Source organism: Streptococcus sp. HMSC067A03, assembly GCF_001814295.1.
GTDB lineage: Bacteria > Bacillota > Bacilli > Lactobacillales > Streptococcaceae > Streptococcus > Streptococcus constellatus.
In genome coordinates, this window is the sequence record NZ_KV815680.1 from 73,242 (window position 1) to 94,997 (window position 21,756).

20 protein-coding genes are annotated in these 21,756 nt (G+C 39.1%); 17 read left to right on the forward strand and 3 right to left on the reverse strand.

All coding sequences use genetic code 11. The features are described 5' to 3' along the window. The first annotated feature begins 8 nt into the window (after positions 1-8). From HMPREF2963_RS07515 to sufU, 7 genes are all read left to right on the forward strand, one after another. Positions 9-851, forward strand: coding sequence for an undecaprenyl-diphosphate phosphatase (locus HMPREF2963_RS07515; RefSeq protein ID WP_037597777.1), 843 nt, complete (start codon positions 9-11; stop codon positions 849-851). 123 nt (positions 852-974) lie between these two features. Beyond that, complete coding sequence (mecA, locus tag HMPREF2963_RS07520) at positions 975-1,730, forward strand: adaptor protein MecA (protein ID WP_003070299.1); 756 nt, start codon at positions 975-977, stop codon at positions 1,728-1,730. Next, positions 1,721-2,887 (forward strand): glycosyltransferase family 4 protein, encoded by a 1,167-nt coding sequence (locus tag HMPREF2963_RS07525; RefSeq protein ID WP_070669313.1) that lies wholly within the window; start codon positions 1,721-1,723, stop codon positions 2,885-2,887. Before mecA ends, HMPREF2963_RS07525 begins: the two co-directional genes overlap by 10 nt. 90 nt (positions 2,888-2,977) lie before the next feature. Then, a complete protein-coding gene (gene sufC / locus HMPREF2963_RS07530) occupies positions 2,978-3,748 on the forward strand; it encodes a Fe-S cluster assembly ATPase SufC (RefSeq protein ID WP_070669314.1) in 771 nt (256 codons plus the stop codon). 39 nt (positions 3,749-3,787) lie between these two features. Next, the gene (gene sufD, locus HMPREF2963_RS07535; protein WP_070669315.1) at positions 3,788-5,056 is read left to right on the forward strand and encodes a Fe-S cluster assembly protein SufD; all 1,269 of its coding nucleotides are present in this window, start codon (positions 3,788-3,790) and stop codon (positions 5,054-5,056) included. 8 nt (positions 5,057-5,064) lie between these two features. Further along, positions 5,065-6,297 carry a cysteine desulfurase gene (locus tag HMPREF2963_RS07540; protein ID WP_037597770.1) on the forward strand — a complete coding sequence of 411 codons (1,233 nt, stop codon included), beginning with the start codon at positions 5,065-5,067 and terminating at the stop codon, positions 6,295-6,297. Further along, complete coding sequence (gene sufU, locus HMPREF2963_RS07545; protein ID WP_048800819.1) at positions 6,284-6,733, forward strand: Fe-S cluster assembly sulfur transfer protein SufU; 450 nt, start codon at positions 6,284-6,286, stop codon at positions 6,731-6,733. The genes HMPREF2963_RS07540 and sufU overlap by 14 nt, the downstream gene beginning before the upstream one ends. An 89-nt stretch (positions 6,734-6,822) precedes the next feature. On the opposite strand, the gene pbp3 is transcribed toward sufU, so the two are convergent. Then, positions 6,823-8,064 carry a D-alanyl-D-alanine carboxypeptidase PBP3 gene (pbp3, locus tag HMPREF2963_RS07550; RefSeq protein WP_070669316.1) on the reverse strand — a complete coding sequence of 414 codons (1,242 nt, stop codon included), beginning with the start codon at positions 8,062-8,064 and terminating at the stop codon, positions 6,823-6,825. A gap of 152 nt (positions 8,065-8,216) precedes the next feature. Here pbp3 and HMPREF2963_RS07555 point away from each other — a divergent pair, with 152 nt between their 5' ends. The 9 genes from HMPREF2963_RS07555 to pepC all read left to right on the forward strand — a co-directional run bounded on the left by HMPREF2963_RS07555 (position 8,217) and on the right by pepC (position 18,146). Further along, positions 8,217-9,560 carry a DEAD/DEAH box helicase gene (locus tag HMPREF2963_RS07555; RefSeq protein ID WP_070669317.1) on the forward strand — a complete coding sequence of 448 codons (1,344 nt, stop codon included), beginning with the start codon at positions 8,217-8,219 and terminating at the stop codon, positions 9,558-9,560. 162 nt (positions 9,561-9,722) lie between these two features. Next, positions 9,723-10,529, forward strand: coding sequence for an amino acid ABC transporter permease (locus HMPREF2963_RS07560; protein ID WP_148132072.1), 807 nt, complete (start codon positions 9,723-9,725; stop codon positions 10,527-10,529). Next, positions 10,529-11,272, forward strand: a complete 744-nt coding sequence (locus tag HMPREF2963_RS07565; protein ID WP_070669319.1) for an amino acid ABC transporter ATP-binding protein — start codon at positions 10,529-10,531, stop codon at positions 11,270-11,272. The genes HMPREF2963_RS07560 and HMPREF2963_RS07565 overlap by 1 nt, the downstream gene beginning before the upstream one ends. A gap of 89 nt (positions 11,273-11,361) precedes the next feature. Continuing rightward, on the forward strand, positions 11,362-11,586 hold the full coding sequence (locus tag HMPREF2963_RS07570) for a DUF4059 family protein (protein WP_003070280.1): 225 nt from the start codon (positions 11,362-11,364) through the stop codon (positions 11,584-11,586). 62 nt (positions 11,587-11,648) lie between these two features. Next, positions 11,649-12,560 carry a thioredoxin-disulfide reductase gene (trxB, locus tag HMPREF2963_RS07575; protein WP_070669320.1) on the forward strand — a complete coding sequence of 304 codons (912 nt, stop codon included), beginning with the start codon at positions 11,649-11,651 and terminating at the stop codon, positions 12,558-12,560. A 172-nt stretch (positions 12,561-12,732) separates the two neighbouring features. Continuing rightward, positions 12,733-14,109 carry an amino acid permease gene (locus tag HMPREF2963_RS07580; protein ID WP_006270063.1) on the forward strand — a complete coding sequence of 459 codons (1,377 nt, stop codon included), beginning with the start codon at positions 12,733-12,735 and terminating at the stop codon, positions 14,107-14,109. Positions 14,110-14,379: 270 nt separating this feature from the next. Beyond that, complete coding sequence (locus HMPREF2963_RS07585; protein ID WP_070669321.1) at positions 14,380-15,840, forward strand: nicotinate phosphoribosyltransferase; 1,461 nt, start codon at positions 14,380-14,382, stop codon at positions 15,838-15,840. After that, positions 15,837-16,661: an ammonia-dependent NAD(+) synthetase gene (gene nadE / locus HMPREF2963_RS07590; protein ID WP_070669322.1), complete on the forward strand. Its 825-nt coding sequence runs from the start codon at positions 15,837-15,839 to the stop codon at positions 16,659-16,661. The genes HMPREF2963_RS07585 and nadE overlap by 4 nt, the downstream gene beginning before the upstream one ends. Positions 16,662-16,808: 147 nt before the next feature. Continuing rightward, positions 16,809-18,146, forward strand: coding sequence for an aminopeptidase C (gene pepC, locus HMPREF2963_RS07595; RefSeq protein ID WP_070669323.1), 1,338 nt, complete (start codon positions 16,809-16,811; stop codon positions 18,144-18,146). A gap of 189 nt (positions 18,147-18,335) precedes the next feature. Here pepC and pbp1a read toward each other — a convergent pair whose 3' ends face one another. Both pbp1a and recU read right to left on the reverse strand, forming a co-directional pair. Beyond that, complete coding sequence (gene pbp1a / locus HMPREF2963_RS07600) at positions 18,336-20,516, reverse strand: penicillin-binding protein PBP1A (RefSeq protein WP_003070267.1); 2,181 nt, start codon at positions 20,514-20,516, stop codon at positions 18,336-18,338. Next, positions 20,509-21,111, reverse strand: coding sequence for a Holliday junction resolvase RecU (gene recU, locus HMPREF2963_RS07605; RefSeq protein WP_003070265.1), 603 nt, complete (start codon positions 21,109-21,111; stop codon positions 20,509-20,511). The genes pbp1a and recU overlap by 8 nt, the downstream gene beginning before the upstream one ends. A gap of 69 nt (positions 21,112-21,180) precedes the next feature. On the opposite strand from recU, the gene HMPREF2963_RS07610 reads away from it, so the two are divergent. Next, on the forward strand, positions 21,181-21,708 hold the full coding sequence (locus tag HMPREF2963_RS07610; RefSeq protein ID WP_003070263.1) for an SLOG family protein: 528 nt from the start codon (positions 21,181-21,183) through the stop codon (positions 21,706-21,708). Positions 21,709-21,756 lie beyond the last annotated feature (48 nt).

The window sequence follows — 21,756 nt, forward strand, 5'->3', positions numbered from 1 at the left end:
AGAAGAAAATGTTTATCGTTGAAATATTGAAGTCCATTATCTTTGGGATTGTAGAAGGAATTACCGAGTGGTTGCCGATTTCGAGTACAGGTCACTTAATTTTAGTGCAAGAATTTCTCAAATATAAAGATCAGAATGCTGCTTTTATGGAGATGTTCAATGTTGTAATCCAATTAGGAGCGATTTTAGCGGTTGTCGTGATTTATTTTGATAAATTAAATCCGTTTAAACCTGGAAAGACAGCGCGTGAAGTGCAGAAAACATGGCAATTATGGGCGAAAGTGGTGATTGCAGCTGCGCCGGCTGCCATTATCGGGCTGCCTTTGGATGATTGGTTTGATGCTCATTTTTATAACTTCATTTCTGTTGCATGTATGTTGATTATCTATGGTGTTGCCTTTATTTTGTTAGAAAAACGCAATAAAACTGTGGAACCTGCGATTACCAATTTGGATCGCTTGCCTTATAAAACAGCGCTTTACATTGGGCTATTTCAAGTATTGTCGCTTTTCCCAGGAACAAGTCGTTCAGGAGCAACCATTGTAGGTGGGCTTTTGAATGGGACCAGTCGTTCTGTGGTGACAGAGTTTACTTTCTTTTTGGGAATTCCTGTCATGTTTGGTGCCAGTGGTTGGAAGATTTTGAAATTTATTATCAAAGGAAACACACTTGGATTTGGGCAATTCTTCTTGCTGCTTGTAGCAATGGGCGTTGCGTTCGGGGTCAGTCTCTATGTGATTCGTTTCTTGACGGATTATGTGAAAAAGCACGACTTTACGATCTTTGGGAAATATCGTATCGGGCTCGGTGTTTTGCTTATCGTGTACGGAATCTTTAAAGCTATTTTTTAAGTATTCAAAACTCAACAGTTTTTGTTGAGTTTTTTATTGGTAAAAGAAAATGAGGTTGTCTATTTTTTGTAAAAAGCCCGAAATTTTAGTATAATGAAAAGACTAGAAGTATGAGGTAATGCGATGGAAATGAAGCAAATTAGTGATACAACGATTAAGATCACAATAAAATTAGAAGATTTAGAAGAACGTGGAATGGAGATGGCAGATTTTCTCGTTCCGCAAGAAAAGACAGAAGAGTTTTTCTATGCAATTTTAGATGAGTTGGAAATGCCCGAGAGTTTTTTGGATAGCGGTATGCTCAGTTTTCGTGTAACTCCTAAACCAGACCGACTGGATGTTTTTGTCACCAAGTCTAAGATTGATAAGAATCTGAACTTTGATGATTTGGCAGATTTACCAGATGTAGAAGAGCTGTCTCAAATGTCTCCAGATGAATTTTTAAAGACATTAGAAAAAAATATTTTTGAGAAAAGCAAAGACGATATTGAAGCTGTTCGGTCTTTGGAAACGGCAGAAGCAGAAAATAATATGAGCACTTCTGACATAGAAGATCAAGAAGAAAACAGTGACGACCTTACTCAAAAATATATCTATTATATCTTGAAATTTTCCAGCTTGAAAGAAGCGATTGTCTTTTCTAAAACAGTAGACTATGCTGTTAACACTTCGGAGTTGTACAAAATGGATGGTTACTATTATTTAACAATCTTGGTTGATATTGAAGGACATCCTAAGCGTTATCCAGCTTGGCTTTTGGCTTCTATGCGTGAACATGCAGAAGACACAGATGTGACAAGAGCTGTTTTGCAAGAGCATGGTTATTTATTACTTGTCAACGAGGCGGTTGCTAGTCTTCAAAAGGTTAAATGCTCATGATTCCTTTCCCTTTAAAATTCATTTTGGTGTTGCTTGGGACCTTTTTTATTGGTGTAGTTCTCACACCTTTAGTGCGTCTATTGGCATTTAAGATAGGCGCGGTTGATTATCCCAATGCTCGAAGAATCAACAAAAAACCAATGCCAAGCAGCGGAGGTTTAGCGATTGTTATTTCTTTCTCGGTTGCTACACTTGTTTTTATGCCGATGATTGTGCAAGCGACCTTTCATGGAAAGGGTTATTTTGATTATATTTGGCCGGTTGTCTCAGGCGGCGGCATCATTGCTTTAACAGGGCTTATTGATGATGTGAAAGAGTTGAAGCCTTTAGCAAAGATGTCAGGAATTGTGTTGGCTGCCAGTTTGATTTGGTTATTGACGGATTTCCGTTTGAATCATTTTAAAATTCCTTTTGGTGGGCCGCTGCTGCACTTTGCTCCTTGGTTGTCTTTCATTTTAACCGTTATCTGGATTATTTCGATTACTAATGCCGTTAATTTGATTGACGGGTTGGACGGATTAGTGAGTGGTGTATCCATTATTTCGCTGGTGACAATGGGGATTGTTTCCTACTTTTTCTTGCCAGATCACAATGTCTTTCTAACCTTAACTATTTTTGTCTTGGTCATGTCTATCGCAGGATTTTTCCCTTACAATTACCACCCCGCTATTATTTATCTGGGAGATACAGGAGCGCTGTTTATCGGTTTTATGATTGCGGTTTTGTCATTGCAAGGCTTGAAAAATGCGACAGCTGTCGCTGTGATTACTCCGATGATTATTCTGGGAGTGCCGATTACAGACACATTTTTAGCGATTGTGCGTAGAACTTTATCTGGACAAAAATTTTATACCCCCGATAAACGTCATCTTCATCACCGCCTGCTCTCTTTAGGCTTGACCCACCGTGGGACAGTCTTGGTTATTTATGGCATTTCTATGATTTTTGCCATGATTTCTCTTTTGCTAAATGTTTCAAGTCGAATTGGTGGGACACTGTTAATTATTGGACTACTTTTTGGAGTGGAACTTTTGGTAGAACTAATTGGTGTTCTGGATCCAAATCGAACACCGCTACTCAATATTCTTCGTTTTATCGGAAATTCTGCTTATCGGGAAGAAATCAGAACAAAGTTCAGAAATAGAAAAAAGAAGTAGACTCGCACTTAAACAAAATCAAAGCCTTTTTGGCTTTTTTTTGCTATACTGGTAAGGTAGATTATGGATATGAAGAAAGGAAAGTTTGCCATGTCTGTGTTAGAAATCAAAGACCTCCATGTAGAAATTGAAGGAAAGAAAATCTTAAAAGGAGTCAATCTGACTCTTAAAACAGGAGAAGTAGCCGCCATTATGGGGCCAAACGGTACGGGAAAATCCACCCTATCAGCAGCGATTATGGGAAATCCAAATTACGAGGTAACCGAAGGGGAAGTTCTCTTTGACGGTGTCAATATTTTAGAATTGGATGTGGACGAACGAGCTCGTATGGGGCTTTTTCTTGCTATGCAGTATCCAAGTGAAATTCCAGGCATTACCAATGCAGAATTTTTGCGTGCAGCTATGAATGCAGGTAAAGAAGACGACGAAAAAATTTCTGTTCGTGATTTCATCATGAAATTGGACGAAAAAATGGAACTACTCAATATGAAAGAAGAAATGGCAGAACGTTATCTAAACGAAGGTTTTTCTGGCGGTGAAAAGAAACGTAATGAAATCTTGCAGTTGTTGATGCTAGAGCCAACTTTTGCGCTACTGGATGAAATTGACTCTGGACTAGATATTGATGCGCTGAAAGTGGTGTCTAAGGGCGTCAATGCTATGCGTGGTGAACATTTTGGTGCTATGATTATTACGCACTATCAACGCTTGTTGAATTACATTACGCCTGATGTGGTGCATGTTATGATGGATGGGCGAATAGTGGCCTCAGGTGGCCCAGACTTAGCTGTTCGTTTAGAGCAGGAAGGCTATGCCAAATTAGCTGAAGAACTTGGTTTTGATTACCAAGAAGAAATTTAGTTACCCCTTCTTTTTGCTTGAAAAAGATAGGAGAATGAAATGACAAAAGAAACCATTAAACATTTTTCACAAATGCATACGGAGCCTGAGTGGTTGGCAAATCTCCGTCAAGCTGCTTTTGATAAAATAGAAGAGTTGAAGTTACCGATTATTGAGCGCGTGAAATTTCACCGCTGGAACTTGGGAGAGGGCACGCTTTCAGAAAGTGAATCTCTTGCAAATGTACCTGATTTTACAGAACTGGATAATCATTTGAAATTAGTTCAGATTGGAACGCAGACTGTTTTAGAGCAATTGCCGGCTGACTTGGCGGAGCAGGGTGTCATCTTCACAGACTTTTATTCTGCTCTTGAGGAAATTCCAGAAATCATTGAGAAACATTTTATGTCTGCTGTTAAATATGACGAAGATAAGCTAGCAGCTTACCATACAGCTTATTTCAATAGTGGAGCGGTGCTATATATTCCGGATAATGTTGAAATCAATCAGCCCATTGAAGGCATTTTTTACCAAGATAGTGAAAGTGATGTGCCATTTAATAAGCATATTCTGATTATCGCAGGAAAACATTCTAAAGTGACTTATTTAGAACGGTTGGAAACTTATGGTTCTGGCAGTGTTTCTGCGACAGCAAATATCACGGTGGAAGTCATTGCCCAAACAGGAGCGCAGATTAAGTTTTCAGCTATTGATCGACTAGGAGAAAATGTGACCGCCTATATTAGTCGTCGGGGCAAGTTGGACGATGATTCTATGATTGATTGGGCGATTGGAGTCATGAATGAAGGGAATGTGATTGCTGATTTTGACAGTGATTTGTTTGGGCGCGGAAGTCATGCAGATATGAAAGTGGTGGCTCTCTCTCGTGGTAAGCAGATTCAGGGGATTGACAGTCGCGTCACCAATTACGGCTGCAATTCGATCGGCAATATCCTCCAACATGGAGTGATTTTGGAAAAGGGAACGTTGACTTTTAACGGAATTGGTCACATTATCAAGGGAGCTAAGGGGGCAGATGCGCAACAGGAAAGTCGAGTGCTCATGTTGTCTGACAAAGCACGTTCAGATGCTAATCCTATTCTTTTGATTGATGAAAATGATGTGACAGCAGGGCATGCGGCGTCTATCGGTCAGGTAGATCCAGAAGATATGTACTATCTTATGAGTCGAGGGCTAGATCAGGCAACGGCAGAACGGTTAGTCGTGCGTGGTTTCTTAGGCTCTGTTATCGTTGAAATTCCAGTCAAAGAAGTCCGTATTGAGATGATTGAAACTATTGATGAAATTTTAGCTAAAAATAAAAGATAGGAAAAGAAATGTCTAAACTTGATGTAGAAGTCCTTTGGAAAGATTTTCCGATTTTAGATCAAATCGTCAATGATGAGCCACTGGTTTATTTGGATAATGCAGCAACGACTCAAAAGCCAAGGCAGGTTTTAGGAGCAATTACGGATTATTACGAAAAAGATAATGCCAACGTTCATCGTGGTGTTCATACGTTGGCTGAGCAGGCAACGGCAGCTTATGAAGCTGCGCGGGAACGAGTGCGCTCTTTTATCCATGCTGCTTCAACGAAAGAAGTTCTCTTTACGAGAGGTGCGACGACTGGGCTCAATTGGGTGGCGCACTATGCTGAAAGTGTGTTGCAGCCAGGAGATGAAGTGCTGATTTCTGTTATGGAACACCATTCCAACATCATTCCTTGGCAAGAAGCCTGTCAGAAAACAGGTGCCAGATTGGTTTATGCTTATTTGAAAGACGGTATGTTAGACCTTGCTGACTTTCAGTCAAAATTGACTGAAAAGACGCGGTTTGTTGCCTTGGCTCACGTTTCTAATGTATTAGGTGTGGTGAATCCTATAAAAGAAATAGCAGGGCTAGTGCATCAGATAGATGCTCTTTTGGTAGTGGACGGAGCCCAATCTGTACCTCACATGGAGATTGATGTTCAAGACTTGGATGTTGATTTTTTTGCTTTTTCAGGTCACAAGATGCTAGGTCCGACGGGTATCGGTGTGCTTTATGGAAAAGAGAAACTCTTGAATCAAATGCCTCCGGTAGAATTTGGCGGGGAAATGATTGATTTTGTTTATGAGCAGAAAGCAACATGGAAAGAGCTCCCTTGGAAGTTTGAGGCAGGCACACCCAATATAGCTGGAGCTATTGGTTTAGCTGCCGCTATTGATTATCTGGATAAGATCGGAATGGAAACTGTTCATCAATATGAGCAAGAATTACTGGCTTATGTCTTTCCCAAATTACAAGCTGTTGAGGGTCTCACCATTTATGGTTCGGAGGATTTGGCTCAGCGGTCAGGTGTTATTTCTTTTAATCTAGCTGGTCTTCACCCCCATGATGTAGCAACAGCTCTGGATTATGAAGGCGTGGCTGTACGAGCCGGACATCACTGCGCTCAACCCTTGTTGAGCTACCTAGGAGTGGCAGCGACTGTTCGAGCTAGCTTTTATATGTATAATACCAAAGCAGACTGTGATAAGCTCGTTGAAGCATTGCAGAAAACAAAGGAGTTTTTCGATGGCACTTTCTAAACTAAATAGCCTTTATAAGGCAGTTGTGACGGATCATTCAGCTCACCCTCATCATCAAGGTCGTTTGGATGGAGTGGAGCAAGTGAATCTCAATAATCCTACCTGCGGAGATGTCATCAGTCTGTCGGTTCAGTTTGATGAGCAGGGAGTGATTGAGGATATTGCATTTGTGAATTCTGGTTGCAGTATTTCTACAGCATCAGCTAGTATGATGACTGATGTAGTCCTAGGGAAGACGAAGTATGAAGCACTAAAGTTGGCAGAGATTTTCTCTCAAATGGTTCAAGGGAAAGAAGATAAGCAGCAAGCGGAATTGGGAGATGCAGCTTTTTTGGCTGGTGTTGCTAAATTTCCTCAGCGTATTAAATGCTCAACCTTAGGCTGGAATGCTCTTAAAAAGGCAATTGAAGAAGCTGAAAAGTCTGAAAAAGATTAATAATTGAGGTTAAATAAAAAATGCACCGCACCCCAAAAGTTAGATTTTTTCTGTCTAACTTTTGGGGTGCGGTGCATTATCGCGATTTTTTATAATTTTTCATTGACATATTGGACAAATTCATTCCACCAAGATTTGAGGAAGAAGGGGCGTTCTATTCTTTCTGCTGAAAGCATGGAAATAGTCGGTGGTTTCTTGTCAAGATAGCCTTTTCCAATCAAATCATTGTCTGTATAGGTCAATTTTCCAACAACGACACCCTTTTTTAAAGGCGTAGGATACCCTTTTTTATCGGTTGTAAAGTGGACAGTAGGTTTTTTATGATTGTATCTCCGCACAATAGTAAGTTTCTTACTTGCAACGGCAGTGACTTCATCTTTTTGACCGTTGATAATGCGAGCAGAACTTTTATCATAGGCTTCACCTTTTTTTACAAGAGTTTGGACAGTAAATTGCTGATAAATATAAGACATAAACCTAGAAGTAGCTGTGAAACGGGCGTTTTCATCTTTATCTGCATGATCGACATTGAGAAGGACTGTAATCAAACGCATGCCTCTCTGCTGGATTGTTCCGACAAAGGAAGTTCCTCCTTTATCAGAAGAACCAGTTTTTAGACCATCCACTCCAGCTCGAAAAGCCGGCATATCTTTAAGCATATGATTGGATGATGTAAGCGTCATACCTGCAAAGTTAGATGTAGTTTTTTTGGTAATTTCTAAAACTTCTGGGTAATCAAGAATTAAACGACGAGCAACAATTGCAATATCATAAGCACTCAATTTATTTTCATCATCTTTGTTTGAACCAGGATAAATATGTTCTTCTCCTAAAACAGAATTTTTAAGTCCAGAAGCATTGACAATAGTGGCATTTTTGATTCCCCATTGTTGTAATTTAGCTTTCATCAAATCCACAAATTTTTTCTCACTACCTGCGACCTTCTCAGCCAAAGCAATCGCTGGGCTATTGGCACTGGCTATTAAGGAAGTTTCTAATAGTTCTTCGATAGTGTACCGTCTTGCTTCCAACGGAACGTTACTGGCATCTGGATTAACGGTTAGTTGATAAGGATAGTCAGAAATATCCACTGGGGTTTGTAGAGTGAACTTTCCTTGATGAATGGCTTCATAGACCAAATAAGCTGTTAGCAATTTAGTAATAGAAGCAACTTCAACTGGCTGATCAGCATCTTTTTCATACAAGATTTTTCCAGTTGTGGCATCAACCGCAATAGCGTGCTTGGCGCCTACGTCAAAATTATCGGCCCAGACAGTAGGAGTTAAGATAAGTAAGAGAGTTGTTACAAGAGTAATAATAAATTTTTTCATGGTAATCCCTTTTTGTGAACTTAACATTATTGTATCATAAAAAGAGAGAGCTTCATAGAAAAGGGCGGGAAATGACAAAAGAAATGATTCGTTTTTATTTTTAAAGTAAGTTCTGGTATAATAGGTAGGACAAGTAACGAATAGAGGAAAACATGAAATTTACAGAATTTAAGTTTAAAGATTATATTCAAGAGGCATTAATAGATTTGAACTTTGTCGAGGCGACAGAAGTACAGGAAAAATTGATTCCAATCGTACTTGCGGGTCGAGATCTAGTTGGAGAGTCCAAAACAGGTTCAGGGAAAACCCACACTTTTTTATTACCGATTTTTCAAAAGATGAATGAGGATGCAGATAATGTTCAGGCTGTCATTACAGCTCCCAGTCGTGAATTAGCCACGCAGATTTATCAAGCTGCACGCCAAATTGCTACTTTCTCTGATAAGGAAATTCGAGTGGCTCATTATGTTGGTGGGACTGATAAAAATCGTCAGATTGGGAAATTGGCTTTCAGTCAGCCGCATATCGTTATTGGAACACCGGGACGTATCTATGATTTGGTGAAATCAGGTGATTTGGCTATTCATAAGGCGAATACCTTTGTAGTAGATGAAGCAGATATGACCTTGGATATGGGCTTTTTAGAAACAGTGGATAAGATTGCGTCCAGTTTGCCAAAAGAATTGCAATTTTTAGTCTTTTCAGCAACGATTCCACAAAAATTACAGCCATTTTTAAAAAAATATCTATCAAACCCTGTCATAGAGCAGATCAAGACCAAAACAGTCATCTCTGATACGATTGAAAACTGGCTGATTTCGACTAAAGGTCAGGATAAAAATGCGCAAATTTACCAAATCACTCAGCTTTTGCAGCCTTATCTAGCCATGATTTTTGTTAATACTAAAACACGAGCTGATGAGCTGCACAGTTATTTGACAGCGCAAGGACTTAAGGTCGCTAAAATTCACGGAGACGTTCCTCCGCGAGAGCGCAAACGGATTATGAATCAAGTGAAAAATCTGGAATTTGAATATATTGTGGCGACCGATCTAGCAGCAAGAGGGATTGATATTGAAGGGGTCAGTCATGTTATCAATGATGCAATTCCGCAAGATTTGTCTTTCTTTATCCACCGAGTTGGTCGGACAGGACGAAATAGGCTGCCAGGCACTGCCATTACCCTATATCAGCCAAGTGATGATTCATATATTCGCGAGTTAGAGAAATTGGGAATTCAGTTCATTCCTAAGATGATAAAAGCTGATGAGTTTCAGGATACTTATGACCGAGATCGTCGTTCTAATCGTGAAAAACGCCAAGAAAAATTGGATACAGAGATGATTGGTTTGGTTAAAAAGAAGAAGAAAAAAATCAAACCGGGCTATAAAAAGAAAATTCAATGGGCTGTCAATGAAAAACGCCGAAAAACCAGGCGTGCTGAAAATCGAGCACGCGGTCGTGCAGAAAGAAAAGCGAAACGTCAGAGCTTTTAGTCTTAAAATTTCTTTATCACTCTCATAAATAAAAACAATTATTTTTTATAAAACGAATGTGATAGACTAGTCTTGCTAGTCTATTTTTATCGTAGTAAATAATTGGTGAATTTATAAAATTGTGATAGAATTAGACATTATTGAGAAAGAGAAGTTACAATGATGGTTACAACAGTGATTTTAGCGTCTAATTGGTATCAAGAATTGATTCAGAAAATTCCAGACGGGCAGCTTTTTAGCTGGCGATCTGTGTTTGACGGACTGCCAAGAATTATCGAAAAATTACCGACAACTTTGCTATTGACTTTTGGAGGAGCTTTTTTTGGCTTGATTTTGGCTCTCATTTTTGCGATTGTCAAAATCAATCGTGTGAAGATTTTGTATCCTCTTCAAGCCTTTTTCGTTAGCTTTCTGCGCGGGACGCCTGTGCTTGTTCAGCTCATGCTAACGTATTATGGGATTCCTTTGCTTCTGAAAGCAATCAACTTGCGATTCGGTACGGGTCTAAATATAAATGCTATTCCAGCTTATCTATTTGCAATTGTAGCTTTTGCCTTTAATGAAGCAGCTTATGCCAGCGAAACTATTCGAGCAGCGATTTTATCAGTAGATTCGGGTGAGGTTGAAGCGGCTCGTAGTTTGGGCATGACAAATAGGCAAGTTTATCGTCGTATCATTATCCCAAATGCAGCAGTCGTTGCTACACCGACTCTAATTAATTCTCTGATTGGTCTGACCAAAGGTACTTCTCTGGCTTTCAGTGCTGGAGTTGTGGAAATTTTTGCTCAAGCGCAGATTTTGGGCGGTGCGGATTATCGCTACTTTGAGCGATTTATCTCGGTGGCTCTTGTCTATTGGGGTGTGAATATAGTGATTGAACTATTTGGGCGGTTTATCGAAAAGAAAATGGTGATTGAAGTGCCTGATAATCTCAATCCACAAATACGAACGAAAGGAGATGTTCGTTAATGATTCGTATTTCAAATCTCAGCAAATCCTTTTCTGGACAAATAGTTTTAAACAATCTTAGCTTAGAGATTCAAAAAGGTGAAGTAGTTGCTTTGATTGGCTCATCTGGTGCAGGGAAATCTACTTTCTTACGCAGTTTGAATTATTTAGAGCAACCAGATAGCGGAACGATTACAATTGATGATTTTACAGTTGATTTTTCCAAGATTAGCAAAGAAGAAATTCTAACTTTGCGGCGAAAGTTGGCGATGGTATTTCAACAGTTTAACCTTTTTAATCGTCGGACAGCTTTGGATAATGTCAAAGAAGGTTTGTTGGTTGTAAAAAAATTCTCAGACCGAGAAGCAACGAATCTTGCCAAAGAAGAACTGGCAAAAGTTAGTCTGTCGGATCGTGAAAATTACTATCCACGTCATCTGTCAGGTGGACAAAAACAACGGGTCGCTTTGGCACGAGCTTTAGCGATGAAACCAGATGTGTTACTATTGGATGAGCCAACATCTGCCCTGGATCCTGAACTAGTAGGAGAAGTTGAAAAATCTATTGCAGATGCAGCCAAGGCTGGTCAGACCATGATTCTAGTTAGTCATGATATGTCCTTTGTCTCTCAAGTGGCAGACAAGGTACTCTTTTTGGATAAAGGACACATCATTGAAATGGGAATTCCCGAAGAAATAATGAGCCACCCTAAAGAAGAACGCACAAAAGAATTTTTTGCCAGTTACAAACGGACATATATTTGATATAATAAAAAAGAAGCCCAGTTCTTGCTAGCTGGGTTTATTTCAAGCATTTTATGTTAAGTAAAAGTTAATTTGATGGGGAGAATGATATGTTATTTCGAGTTTTTATACTTTATTTAGAGAGTTTACTGATTACAGCGCTACTGGTAGGGAGTTTTTTAGGATTATGGATTGGTCTTCGCGCTGTCCGACGTGTTGATAAAACGGTCAGAGATCGACAAGCTCATCTGTATGACATGTTGCTAATCGCAGTGATGACAATTCCGATTTTATCTTTTGCTATGATGGGGATTTTACTTGTCTTAAAAGCATAATTCTTGAAAAAAAGCTCTACTAACGTTAGAATAACAGTGATTACAATAAAGGAAGTGATGATATGTACGATACAATTATTATTGGATCAGGACCAGCGGGAATGACAGCAGCTTTATATGCTGCTAGAAGTAACCTCAAAGTTGCTCTTTTGGAGAGAGGCATTCCAGGCGGGCAAATGAATAATACCTCAGATATTGAAAATTATCCTGGATATGCTAATATTAGTGGTCCAGAACTAGCAGAAAAAATGTTTGAACCGCTCGAAAAATTGGGAGTAGAGCATTTGTTTGGCTATGTTAAAAAGATTGAAGATCATGGAAATGTGAAAAAAGTATTCACAGAAGATGAAGTTTTTGAAACAAAGACTGTTATCATTGCTTCGGGAGCTTTCCACCGCCATCTTGGCGTATTAGGGGAAGAAGAGCTCAACAGTCGTGGTGTTTCCTACTGTGCAGTTTGTGATGGTGCCTTTTTCCGTGATGAAGATTTGTTAGTAGTCGGTGGAGGCGACTCTGCAGTGGAAGAAGCTGTATTTTTGACTCGTTTTGCAAAAACGGTGACGATTATTCATCGGCGCGATGAACTCCGTGCACAAAAACTGCTTCAAGATCGTGCATTTGCCAATGAAAAAATCCGCTTTATTTGGGGTTCAGTTGTGAAGGAAATCAAAGGAGACAAGCGTGTTAGCAGCGTTATAGTAGAAAATGTCAAAACAGGTGAAATATCTGAACATGAATTTGGCGGTGTCTTCATCTATGTTGGATTAGAGCCAGTCAGTGAGTTTGTCAAAGATTTGGGCATTACCAATGAAGCTGGCTGGATTGTGACTGACAATCATATGAAAACGGCTATTTCTGGCATCTATGCCATTGGTGATGTTCGAGAAAAGAACCTTCGTCAAGTAACGACAGCTGTTGGTGACGGAGCAATCGCAGGACAAGAAGTTTATAAATATATTACAGAGAATTTTTAAGACTGGGTTCATATCCAGTCTTTTCTGATTAGCAAAAACACATCAATGCACTGATGGAGTGATAATAAGAGTGCTTCTTTGGACTTGTTCAATTCTCCTGCCTTCATAAATGACTAGTGAAATTGTCAGAATTGTGGTACAATAGAAAAGTTCACGTAAAAAGGAGACTTGTATGAGTGATAAACATTCTGAAAAAAATCAAAACAAGATGGAACGTGGTTTGCAAAATCGCCATGTGCAAATTATAGCTATCGCTGGGACTATTGGGACGGGTCTCTTTTTGGGAGCTGGACGTTCGATTAGTCTGACAGGACCGTCTGTTATCCTCATTTATATGTTGACAGGTGTCTTTATGTATTTGATGATGAGGGCGATTGGAGAAATGCTGTACTATGATCCAGACCAGCATACATTTATCAATTTCATCACAAAATATCTTGGTAATGGTTGGGGTTATTTTTCTGGCTGGTCGTATTGGATCTCCCTCATTTTTATTGGTATGGCAGAAATCACGGCAGTTGCGCAATATGTCCAATTTTGGTTCCCAACTTGGCCTGCTTGGTTGATTCAAATTGTCTTCCTTGCTATTTTGAGCATGGTCAATCTGATTGCGGTACGAGTCTTTGGCGAGGTTGAATTTTGGTTTGCCATGGTTAAGATTGTAGCGATTATTGCTTTGATTGTGACAGCTATTTTTATGGTGTTGACAGGCTTTAAAACCCCAAATGGTGTAGCCAGTTTAAGTAATATCAGTCAAAATTTCCAACTTTTCCCCAATGGCTTTATGAGTTTTGTCATGGGCTTTCAAATGGTTTTCTTTGCTTATCAGGCGATTGAATTTATTGGAATTACGACTTCAGAAACAGCCAATCCTCGTCAAGTATTGCCTAAAGCAATAAAGGAAATTCCTTTACGAATTGTCTTGTTCTATGGTGGCTCACTTTTGGCAATTATGGCGATCATCCCGTGGAGAGATTTAGCAACAACAGACTCTCCTTTTGTTATCGTATTTAAGTTAGCAGGGCTTAAATGGGCGGCAGCTTTGATTAATTTTGTGGTACTGACCTCAGCCGCTTCGGCCTTGAACTCTACTTTGTATTCAACAGGACGCCATTTGTATCAAATTGCTCATGACTCGCCAAACCGCTTTCTGAATGGAATTGGTGCTGGCAAATTATCCAGACAGAACGTTCCGAAAAATGCTATTTTGACATCAGCGGTAGTGATTGCATTGGCTGCTTTTATTAAGGTTTTACCGGGAGTGTCCGATTCCTTTGTTTTGATTACAGCCTCTTCATCAGGTGTTTACATTGCTATCTACGCCCTCACTATGATTGCTCACTTGAAATACAGAAAATCAAAAGAATTTATGGCAGATGGTTATCTAATGCCAGCTTACAAATTTCTCAACCCACTCACCTTACTCTTCTTTGCTTTTGTATTTGTCACGCTCTTTTTACAAAAGTCAACTGTTGTGGGTGCTATCGGATCAGCCATCTGGATAGTTGGATTTGGAATGTACAGCCAATGGAAGTTTAAATCAAAATAAATATGTCATAAAGCTAAGAAAAATGATACGATGTTTTCAAGTTGTTTCAAGACTTTCTTAGCTTTTTATATTGGTAATGAGATTGTCAACAGGGAGAAGTTTCTGATGAAAAAAGTAATGGATAAACATTCTAATATATAATCAAACGCAATCTTATAATCACTAAAAGTTAAAAATAATTGTTTTTGCCATTCAAAGATTGACAAGATTTCCGCTTGCTCTTTTTATTTGTGGTATAATAAGTGAAAATATATCTTACAAGGAGTCATTATGTACCCAGATGATAGTTTAACTTTGCATACAGATTTGTACCAAATCAACATGATGCAAGTTTATTTTAGAAAAAATATTCACAATAAACGAGCAGTTTTTGAAGTATACTTCCGCAAAGAGCCTTTTCACAGTGGTTATTCTGTTTTTGCAGGCTTGGAACGGATGATCCATTATTTAAATCATTTGACATTTTCAGGAAGTGATATTGCCTATCTTCGTTCTCTTGGCTATGATGAAGAATTTCTAGCTTATCTAGCCAATTTAAAATTGGAATTAACAGTACGCTCTGCACAAGAGGGCGACTTGGTCTTTGCCAATGAGCCAATTGTTCAAGTAGAAGGCCCACTTGCCCAATGCCAATTAGTGGAGACAGCGTTATTAAATATTGTCAACTATCAAACTTTGGTAGCGACAAAAGCGGCCCGGATTCGCTCAGTCATTGAAGATGAGCCTTTAATGGAGTTTGGTACCCGCCGAGCACAAGAAATGGATGCAGCTATTTGGGGGACTCGTGCGGCAGTTATTGGTGGAGCAAATGGAACCAGTAATGTGCGTGCTGGAAAACTTTTTGATATTCCAGTCTTGGGAACGCATGCTCATGCGCTCGTTCAAGTCTATGGTAATGATTATGAAGCTTTCAAAGCATATGCTGAAACGCACCATGACTGTGTTTTCTTAGTGGATACCTATGATACGTTTCGTCTGGGGGTGCCAGCAGCTATTCGTGTGGCACGTGAAATGGGAGACAAAATCAATTTCCTCGGTGTACGGATTGACTCAGGTGACTTGGCTTATATTTCTAAAAAAGTCCGGCAGCAACTGGATGAAGCTGGATTCCCAAATGCGAAAATCTATGCATCAAACGACTTGGATGAAAATACAATCCTCAACTTGAAAATGCAGAAAGCCAAAATTGATGTTTGGGGCGTCGGAACGAAGCTCATCACTGCTTACGATCAGCCAGCACTGGGAGCAGTTTACAAGATTGTGGCTATTGAAGATGAACATGGCAATTTGCGCAATACGATCAAGCTCTCTAATAATGTGGAAAAAGTATCAACACCAGGTAAAAAACAAGTTTGGCGCATTACTAGCCGTGCAAAAGGGAAATCAGAAGGAGATTACATCACTTATGACGGTGTAGATGTCAATGCGATAACAGCATTAGAAATGTTCCATCCGACTTACACTTACATTAATAAAACTGTGACAAATTTTGATGCAGTACCTCTGTTGGTAGACATTTTTAAACAAGGTCAACTTGTGTACCAATTGCCAAGCTTAACAGAAATCCAAACATATGCTCGCAAAGAGTTTGATAAGTTGTGGGATGAATACAAACGGGTTCTCAATCCACAAGATTATCCTGTGGATTTGGCACGTGATGTATGGCAAGATAAGGTGGATTTGATTGATCAAATGCGCAAAAAGGCAAGCCAAATGGGAGAAACAAAATGACCTTACAGGCAATAATTATCCAGCAATTAGGTGTGAAACCTGTCATTGATCCACAAGAAGAAATCCGTAAATCTATTGATTTTTTAAAGGCTTATCTAAAAAAACATTCCTTTTTGAAGTCCTATGTGTTAGGAATTTCAGGTGGACAGGATTCAACATTGGCAGGACGTTTAGCACAATTGGCCATAGAAGAAATGCGAGCTGAGACTGGCGATAATAACTATCAATTTATCGCAGTGCGTTTACCATATGGAGTGCAGGCTGACGAAGCTGATGCCCAAAGAGCGCTCGCTTTTATCCAACCAGATGTCAGCCTTGTAGTAAATATCAAGGAATCCGCAGATGCGATGACAGCTACTGTGGGAGCAACTGGTGCTAAGGTTTCAGACTTCAATAAAGGCAATATCAAAGCGAGGAGCCGTATGATTGCGCAGTATGCTTTAGCTGGTTCCTATAATGGGGCAGTTATTGGAACAGATCATGCTGCAGAAAATGTGACAGCTTTCTTTACGAAATTTGGTGATGGTGGTGCAGACATTCTACCACTTTATCGTCTCAATAAACGTCAAGGGAAACAGCTATTGGCTGCCTTGGGTGCGGACCCCATTCTCTATGAGAAAGTGCCGACAGCAGACCTGGAAGAAGAAAAACCAGGGATTGCAGACGAGGTTGCTCTCGGTGTTACTTACAATGAAATTGATGATTATCTGGAAGGCAAAACTGTATCAGAAGAAGCACAGGCGACCATTGAATCTTGGTGGAAAAAAGGTGAGCACAAACGTCATTTGCCAATTACCATCTTCGATGATTTTTGGAAATAAGCAGAAGAATTGTTCTAACTTACATTTTTTAAATCCGTGGGTTATTAAAATCAGATGTAGAGCGAAAAAGTTAGGTGCGCCTAACTTTTTATTTGAAGAATTTTAAAAATAAGCTATAATAGTGTGTAGAATTAGAAGGAGGTATCTATGAATTCATTAGATCAACAATTTACAGATAAATTATATGCTAATTATGAAGCAAATGTGAAATATGCTGCAGTTGAAAATGCAGTCAGTCATAATGGCTTATTAACTTCACTGGAAAAACGCAACAGCGCTGCTGAAAACAATCCTGTATTTTCAATTGATTTGACCAAAGATAAGGTCAGCAATCAAAAAGCTTCTGGTCGCTGCTGGATGTTTGCAGCGCTCAATACATTTCGCCACAAAATGATTGCGGGCTTTCAATTAGAAGAATTTGAATTGTCACAAGCCCATACATTCTTTTGGGATAAATATGAAAAATCGAACTGGTTCTTGGAGCAAGTATTAGCAACTGCAGACCAAGAATTAACCAGTCGCAAGGTCAAATTCTTACTTGATACACCTCAACAAGACGGTGGTCAATGGGATATGGTTGTGGCACTTTTTGAAAAATATGGTGTGGTGCCAAAATCTGTTTATCCAGAATCTATTTCATCAAGTAACAGTCGTGAGCTTAATCAATATCTCAACAAATTACTCCGCCAGGATGCACAAATTTTACGTGACTTGGTTACTAGCGGAGCTGATGCAGCAGCTGCTCAAGAAAAGAAAGAAGAACTTTTGCAAGAAATTTTTAATTTCTTGGCAATGACCCTTGGACTCCCTCCTCGTACTTTTGATTTTGCTTATCGTGATAAAGACAATAACTTCCATGGCGAAAGTGGATTGACACCACAAGCATTTTACAAGAAATATGTGGATATTAAGCTAGATGACTATGTATCCATCATCAATGCCCCAACAGCTGACAAACCTTATGGTAAATCTTACACTGTCGAGATGTTAGGAAATGTCGTAGGAGCACGTGATGTCCGCTATTTGAATGTCGATATGAATCGTTTGAAAGAACTGGCCATTGCTCAAATGCAAGCAGGAGAAACGGTTTGGTTTGGTTCTGATGTGGGTCAATCTAGCAATCGCAAGGCTGGTGTGATGGTGAATGATATGTATGATTTTACTTCCAGCATGGATATTGAATTGATACAAGACAAAGCAGGGCGCTTGGATTACAGTGAAAGTCTCATGACTCATGCTATGGTCTTGACAGGTGTTGACTTGGACGAAAATGGCAAATCGACAAAATGGAAAGTGGAAAATTCTTGGGGTGATAAAGTTGGGAACAAAGGTTATTTTGTTACTAGCGATGACTGGATGGACGAATACACTTATCAAATCGTTGTCCGCAAAGAATTTTTAACAACTGAAGAACTAGCAGCCTATGAAGCAGAGCCAAAAGTGCTTGCTCCGTGGGATCCAATGGGAGCTCTGGCTAGCAAATAAGAATAAAAAGAAGTAGGATAAATTTTTAAGTTTGCTTTAAAAGACTCTGTAAGAGAATGAAATAGAAAAACACGAGCAATCAAGACCAGTAAGCAACTGGATTTGAATTGTTCGTGTTTTTTAATTTTTACAAAACTCTGATTTAAAGATGTTATCTTCTAAACTGCTTGGCTTTCAGAAACTTCTTCGTTATTGATTTCGTGAAGGAGGAGTTTCCGAATTTCTACTGTTATTAGGAGAATTTGTAGACGTGGAAGCACTGGGTTCCGTACTTGATGAGGAACTGCTTGATGAAGAACTACTTGATGACTCTTGAGTAGAGCTTTCTTGACTATTTGAAGATGTAGACGATTCTTCTAAGCTAGAACTTGAAGTAGAATTATAATAATTTTGTTGATATCTATTAGTTGCATTGGCTAAAAAGACATAACTTCCGCTACGATAGAGACCGCTAGGCATCTCCCAGTCTTCTGTCCCACTTTCAGACAAGTAAGACATCATAGCACGGTAAACATCTGTTGCAACTTTCACACCGTCATCCAGAACAGGAGTGAGACGATTGGTGTAACCTGTCCACACTGCCATTGAATATTTCTGTGTATAACCAACAAATAGTTCATCTGGAGTCACAACACTTGAACCACCATAAGGTTTTGTTAGTTTCGCCAATTCATCATCAGAATAATTGGAAGTCCCTGTCTTACCGGCTTGGTAGACACCTGATATAGCTGCGTTGGTTCCTGTACCTGAAGTGAGAACTGTTTTCAGCATATTTGTCATCATGTACGCAGTTGTTTCTTTCATTGCGGTTGTGCCTTGATTAGCGAAGTTTTTTGAAGTTCCGTCACTAAAGACAACACGGCTGACGTATTGAGGTTTATAATAAGTTCCTCCATTTGCAAAAGCAGCATAGGCAGCAGCCATTTTTTCACTGCTGGCACCATATTTCTTATCTGATTTTGTGGTATTACTTGAAATGGCATTTGCATAGACCATATCTGGATAATCAATGCCAAGTCCATTAAGGAATTTCTTTGATTTGCTGAGACCAACAGCTTCTAATGTTTTGACAGCTGGGACGTTCCGAGATTCCTGAAGTGCATACTGAATGGTGATGTTTCCGAAATACCGCATATCCCAGTTGTAAACCGGAGTAGTTGTTCCAGGATAATGATAAGGGGTATCGCTAATATAAGCAGCTGTCGAAGTGTAAATTCCGTTTTCAATGGCTGGAGCATAATCGGTGATTGGTTTCATGGTTGAACCCCAGTCACGATTGGTTTCAACGGCTTGATTGGTACCAAAAGAAACATTTGAAGTTTGATTTCGAGCTCCTAGTTGAGCAATCACCTTGCCATTTGTAACATCCATAATCGTAGAAGCTACTTGCAGTTCATTATCTGGATAGGCAACATATTCATTGCTATTATAAATGTTCCAAAGGCGTTCTTGAACAGCTCTATTGACGTTAGTATAGACTTCCATTCCTGTCGTCAGCAAGTTATAGCCAGTTTCTTGCTGAACTTGCTCAATTACTTGTTTTAAGTAATTGTCCATGTAAGCCGGATAAGAAGCAGAATTTTTTAAGCTTTGCAGACCATCGGTAATAGGGGTGTTGACTGCCTTTTCGTATTGCTCAGCAGAGATGTATTTGAGTTTATACATTTCTGATAAGACAAGATTCCGACGATTTTTAGCAGCCTCTGGTTGTGTATAGGGATCGTATTGATTTGGTGCTTGAGGCATCCCTGCCAATAAAGCAGTTTGAGCCAAGCTCAAATCTTTCAAATCTTTGCCGTAATAACTTTTAGCAGCTGTTTGCATACCGTAGTTACCATTTGACATATAGACCTTGTTTACATAATAAGTAATGATTTCTTGCTTAGTGGCTTTGCGCTCCAGCTGGACTGCTAACCAGGCTTCTTGGATTTTACGTGATAGCGTTTGATCGGCAGTTGAGGTAGAGAAATAAGTCAATTTAATCAACTGTTGTGTCAGAGTAGAGCCGCCTTGCCGATTTCCTTTGCGCAAGTTATTTAAAAAAGCGCCTAAAATACGAACAGAATCCACACCACGATGGTTGAAGAAACGGTGATCTTCAATTGCAACGATAGCTTGAACTAGACCAGTTGGAATATTACTTGTTGCTGCGTTTACTCTTTTTTCAGAGCCTAAGTCCGCAATAAGATTGTTTTCACTATCATAGATTTTACTGGAAGTTGTAGCAACTAGTTTCTTTTCTGACAAGGCGGGCGCCTTGTGAACTTGATAGAGAAAGATTCCTCCGCCAGCAACAACTCCTAGAAGAAATAACGAGATGAGACCGATAGCAGCATATTTAGCAGCTGTCAGTAAAGATTGCTTATTCATTTATTTTACCACCTAGTAAGTTTTGTTGAATGATTTCAAGATACGGAATGCTAGGAAGTCCATTCTGTGAAATAGAATATCCATGTTGTTGAATGTAATCAAGTGGCATGGATTTTGTCCCTTTGTCAATCTTGAAGAAGTTAATCAGATAAGGAGCGGGAAGCAAATACGTCAGTTTTAAGGCTGAAAAGTGCAATAAAACGAAACAAATTCCTCCTTGTTTGACGACTTGTTCCATGTGTTCGATTTGATGCGCATGAAAATTTTTCATAGGCATAGAAGCCTTTTGACGAGTTTCTTTTGCTTCAAAATCTATGTAACGCCCCTGGTAGACACCAGAATAGTCTGTTGTAGAGGCTTGTCGAAAGTAGGCTTCTACAATTTTTGCCCGACTACGCCTAGGATAATCCACTTTTACGATTTGAATAGGTGTCGGTTTTTTGTGAATGACCGCCAACCCATGACTAAGATAATAATCATTTGTTTCATTGATCATTTTTTCAAAAGACATTCCTCGATTGGCAAAATCAACTGATTTCTTTTTAGGAAATTTCAATGAGTTGCGCGAGGAAACTTTATGTGGATAGTTGACCATATATCTCCTTATTGGTACAATAACATCACTCTATTATAACATAAAAAAGGAAATAAAGGGATAATTTAAGTGGTTAGTATATTAGTAGTAGGCTATCGAAATTTTGATCTGGGAATTTTTGATGAAAAAGAGCCTCGAATCAAGATTATTAAAAAAGTGATTCAACGTGATTTGACTCGATTATTGGAACAAGGAGTGGAATGGCTGATTTTCACTGGAAATTTAGGCTTTGAAGTTTGGGTACTAGAAGTTGCAAAAGAATTACAGCAAAACTACGATTTTCAAATGGCAACAATTTTCACTTTTGAGAATCAGGGGGAAAATTGGAATGAAGTCAATCAAGAAAAATTAAACCATTTCAAACAGGTCGACTTTGTAAAATATGCTTATCCGCATTATGAAAACCCGAGTCAATTTCGTGACTACAACCATTTTCTACTCAACAATACAGATGGTGCCTATATTTTTTACGATGAAGAAAATGAGACGAATTTGAAATATCTTTATCAAATGATGAAAAGTCAAGAACAATATTTTATCAAAAAATTAACATTTGATGACTTGAACGAAGTCGCAGAAAATTTTTCCGAAAATTAGATGTTTAATCTTGATTTTTGCGGTTCATTTTTTATATAATTAAAGTAA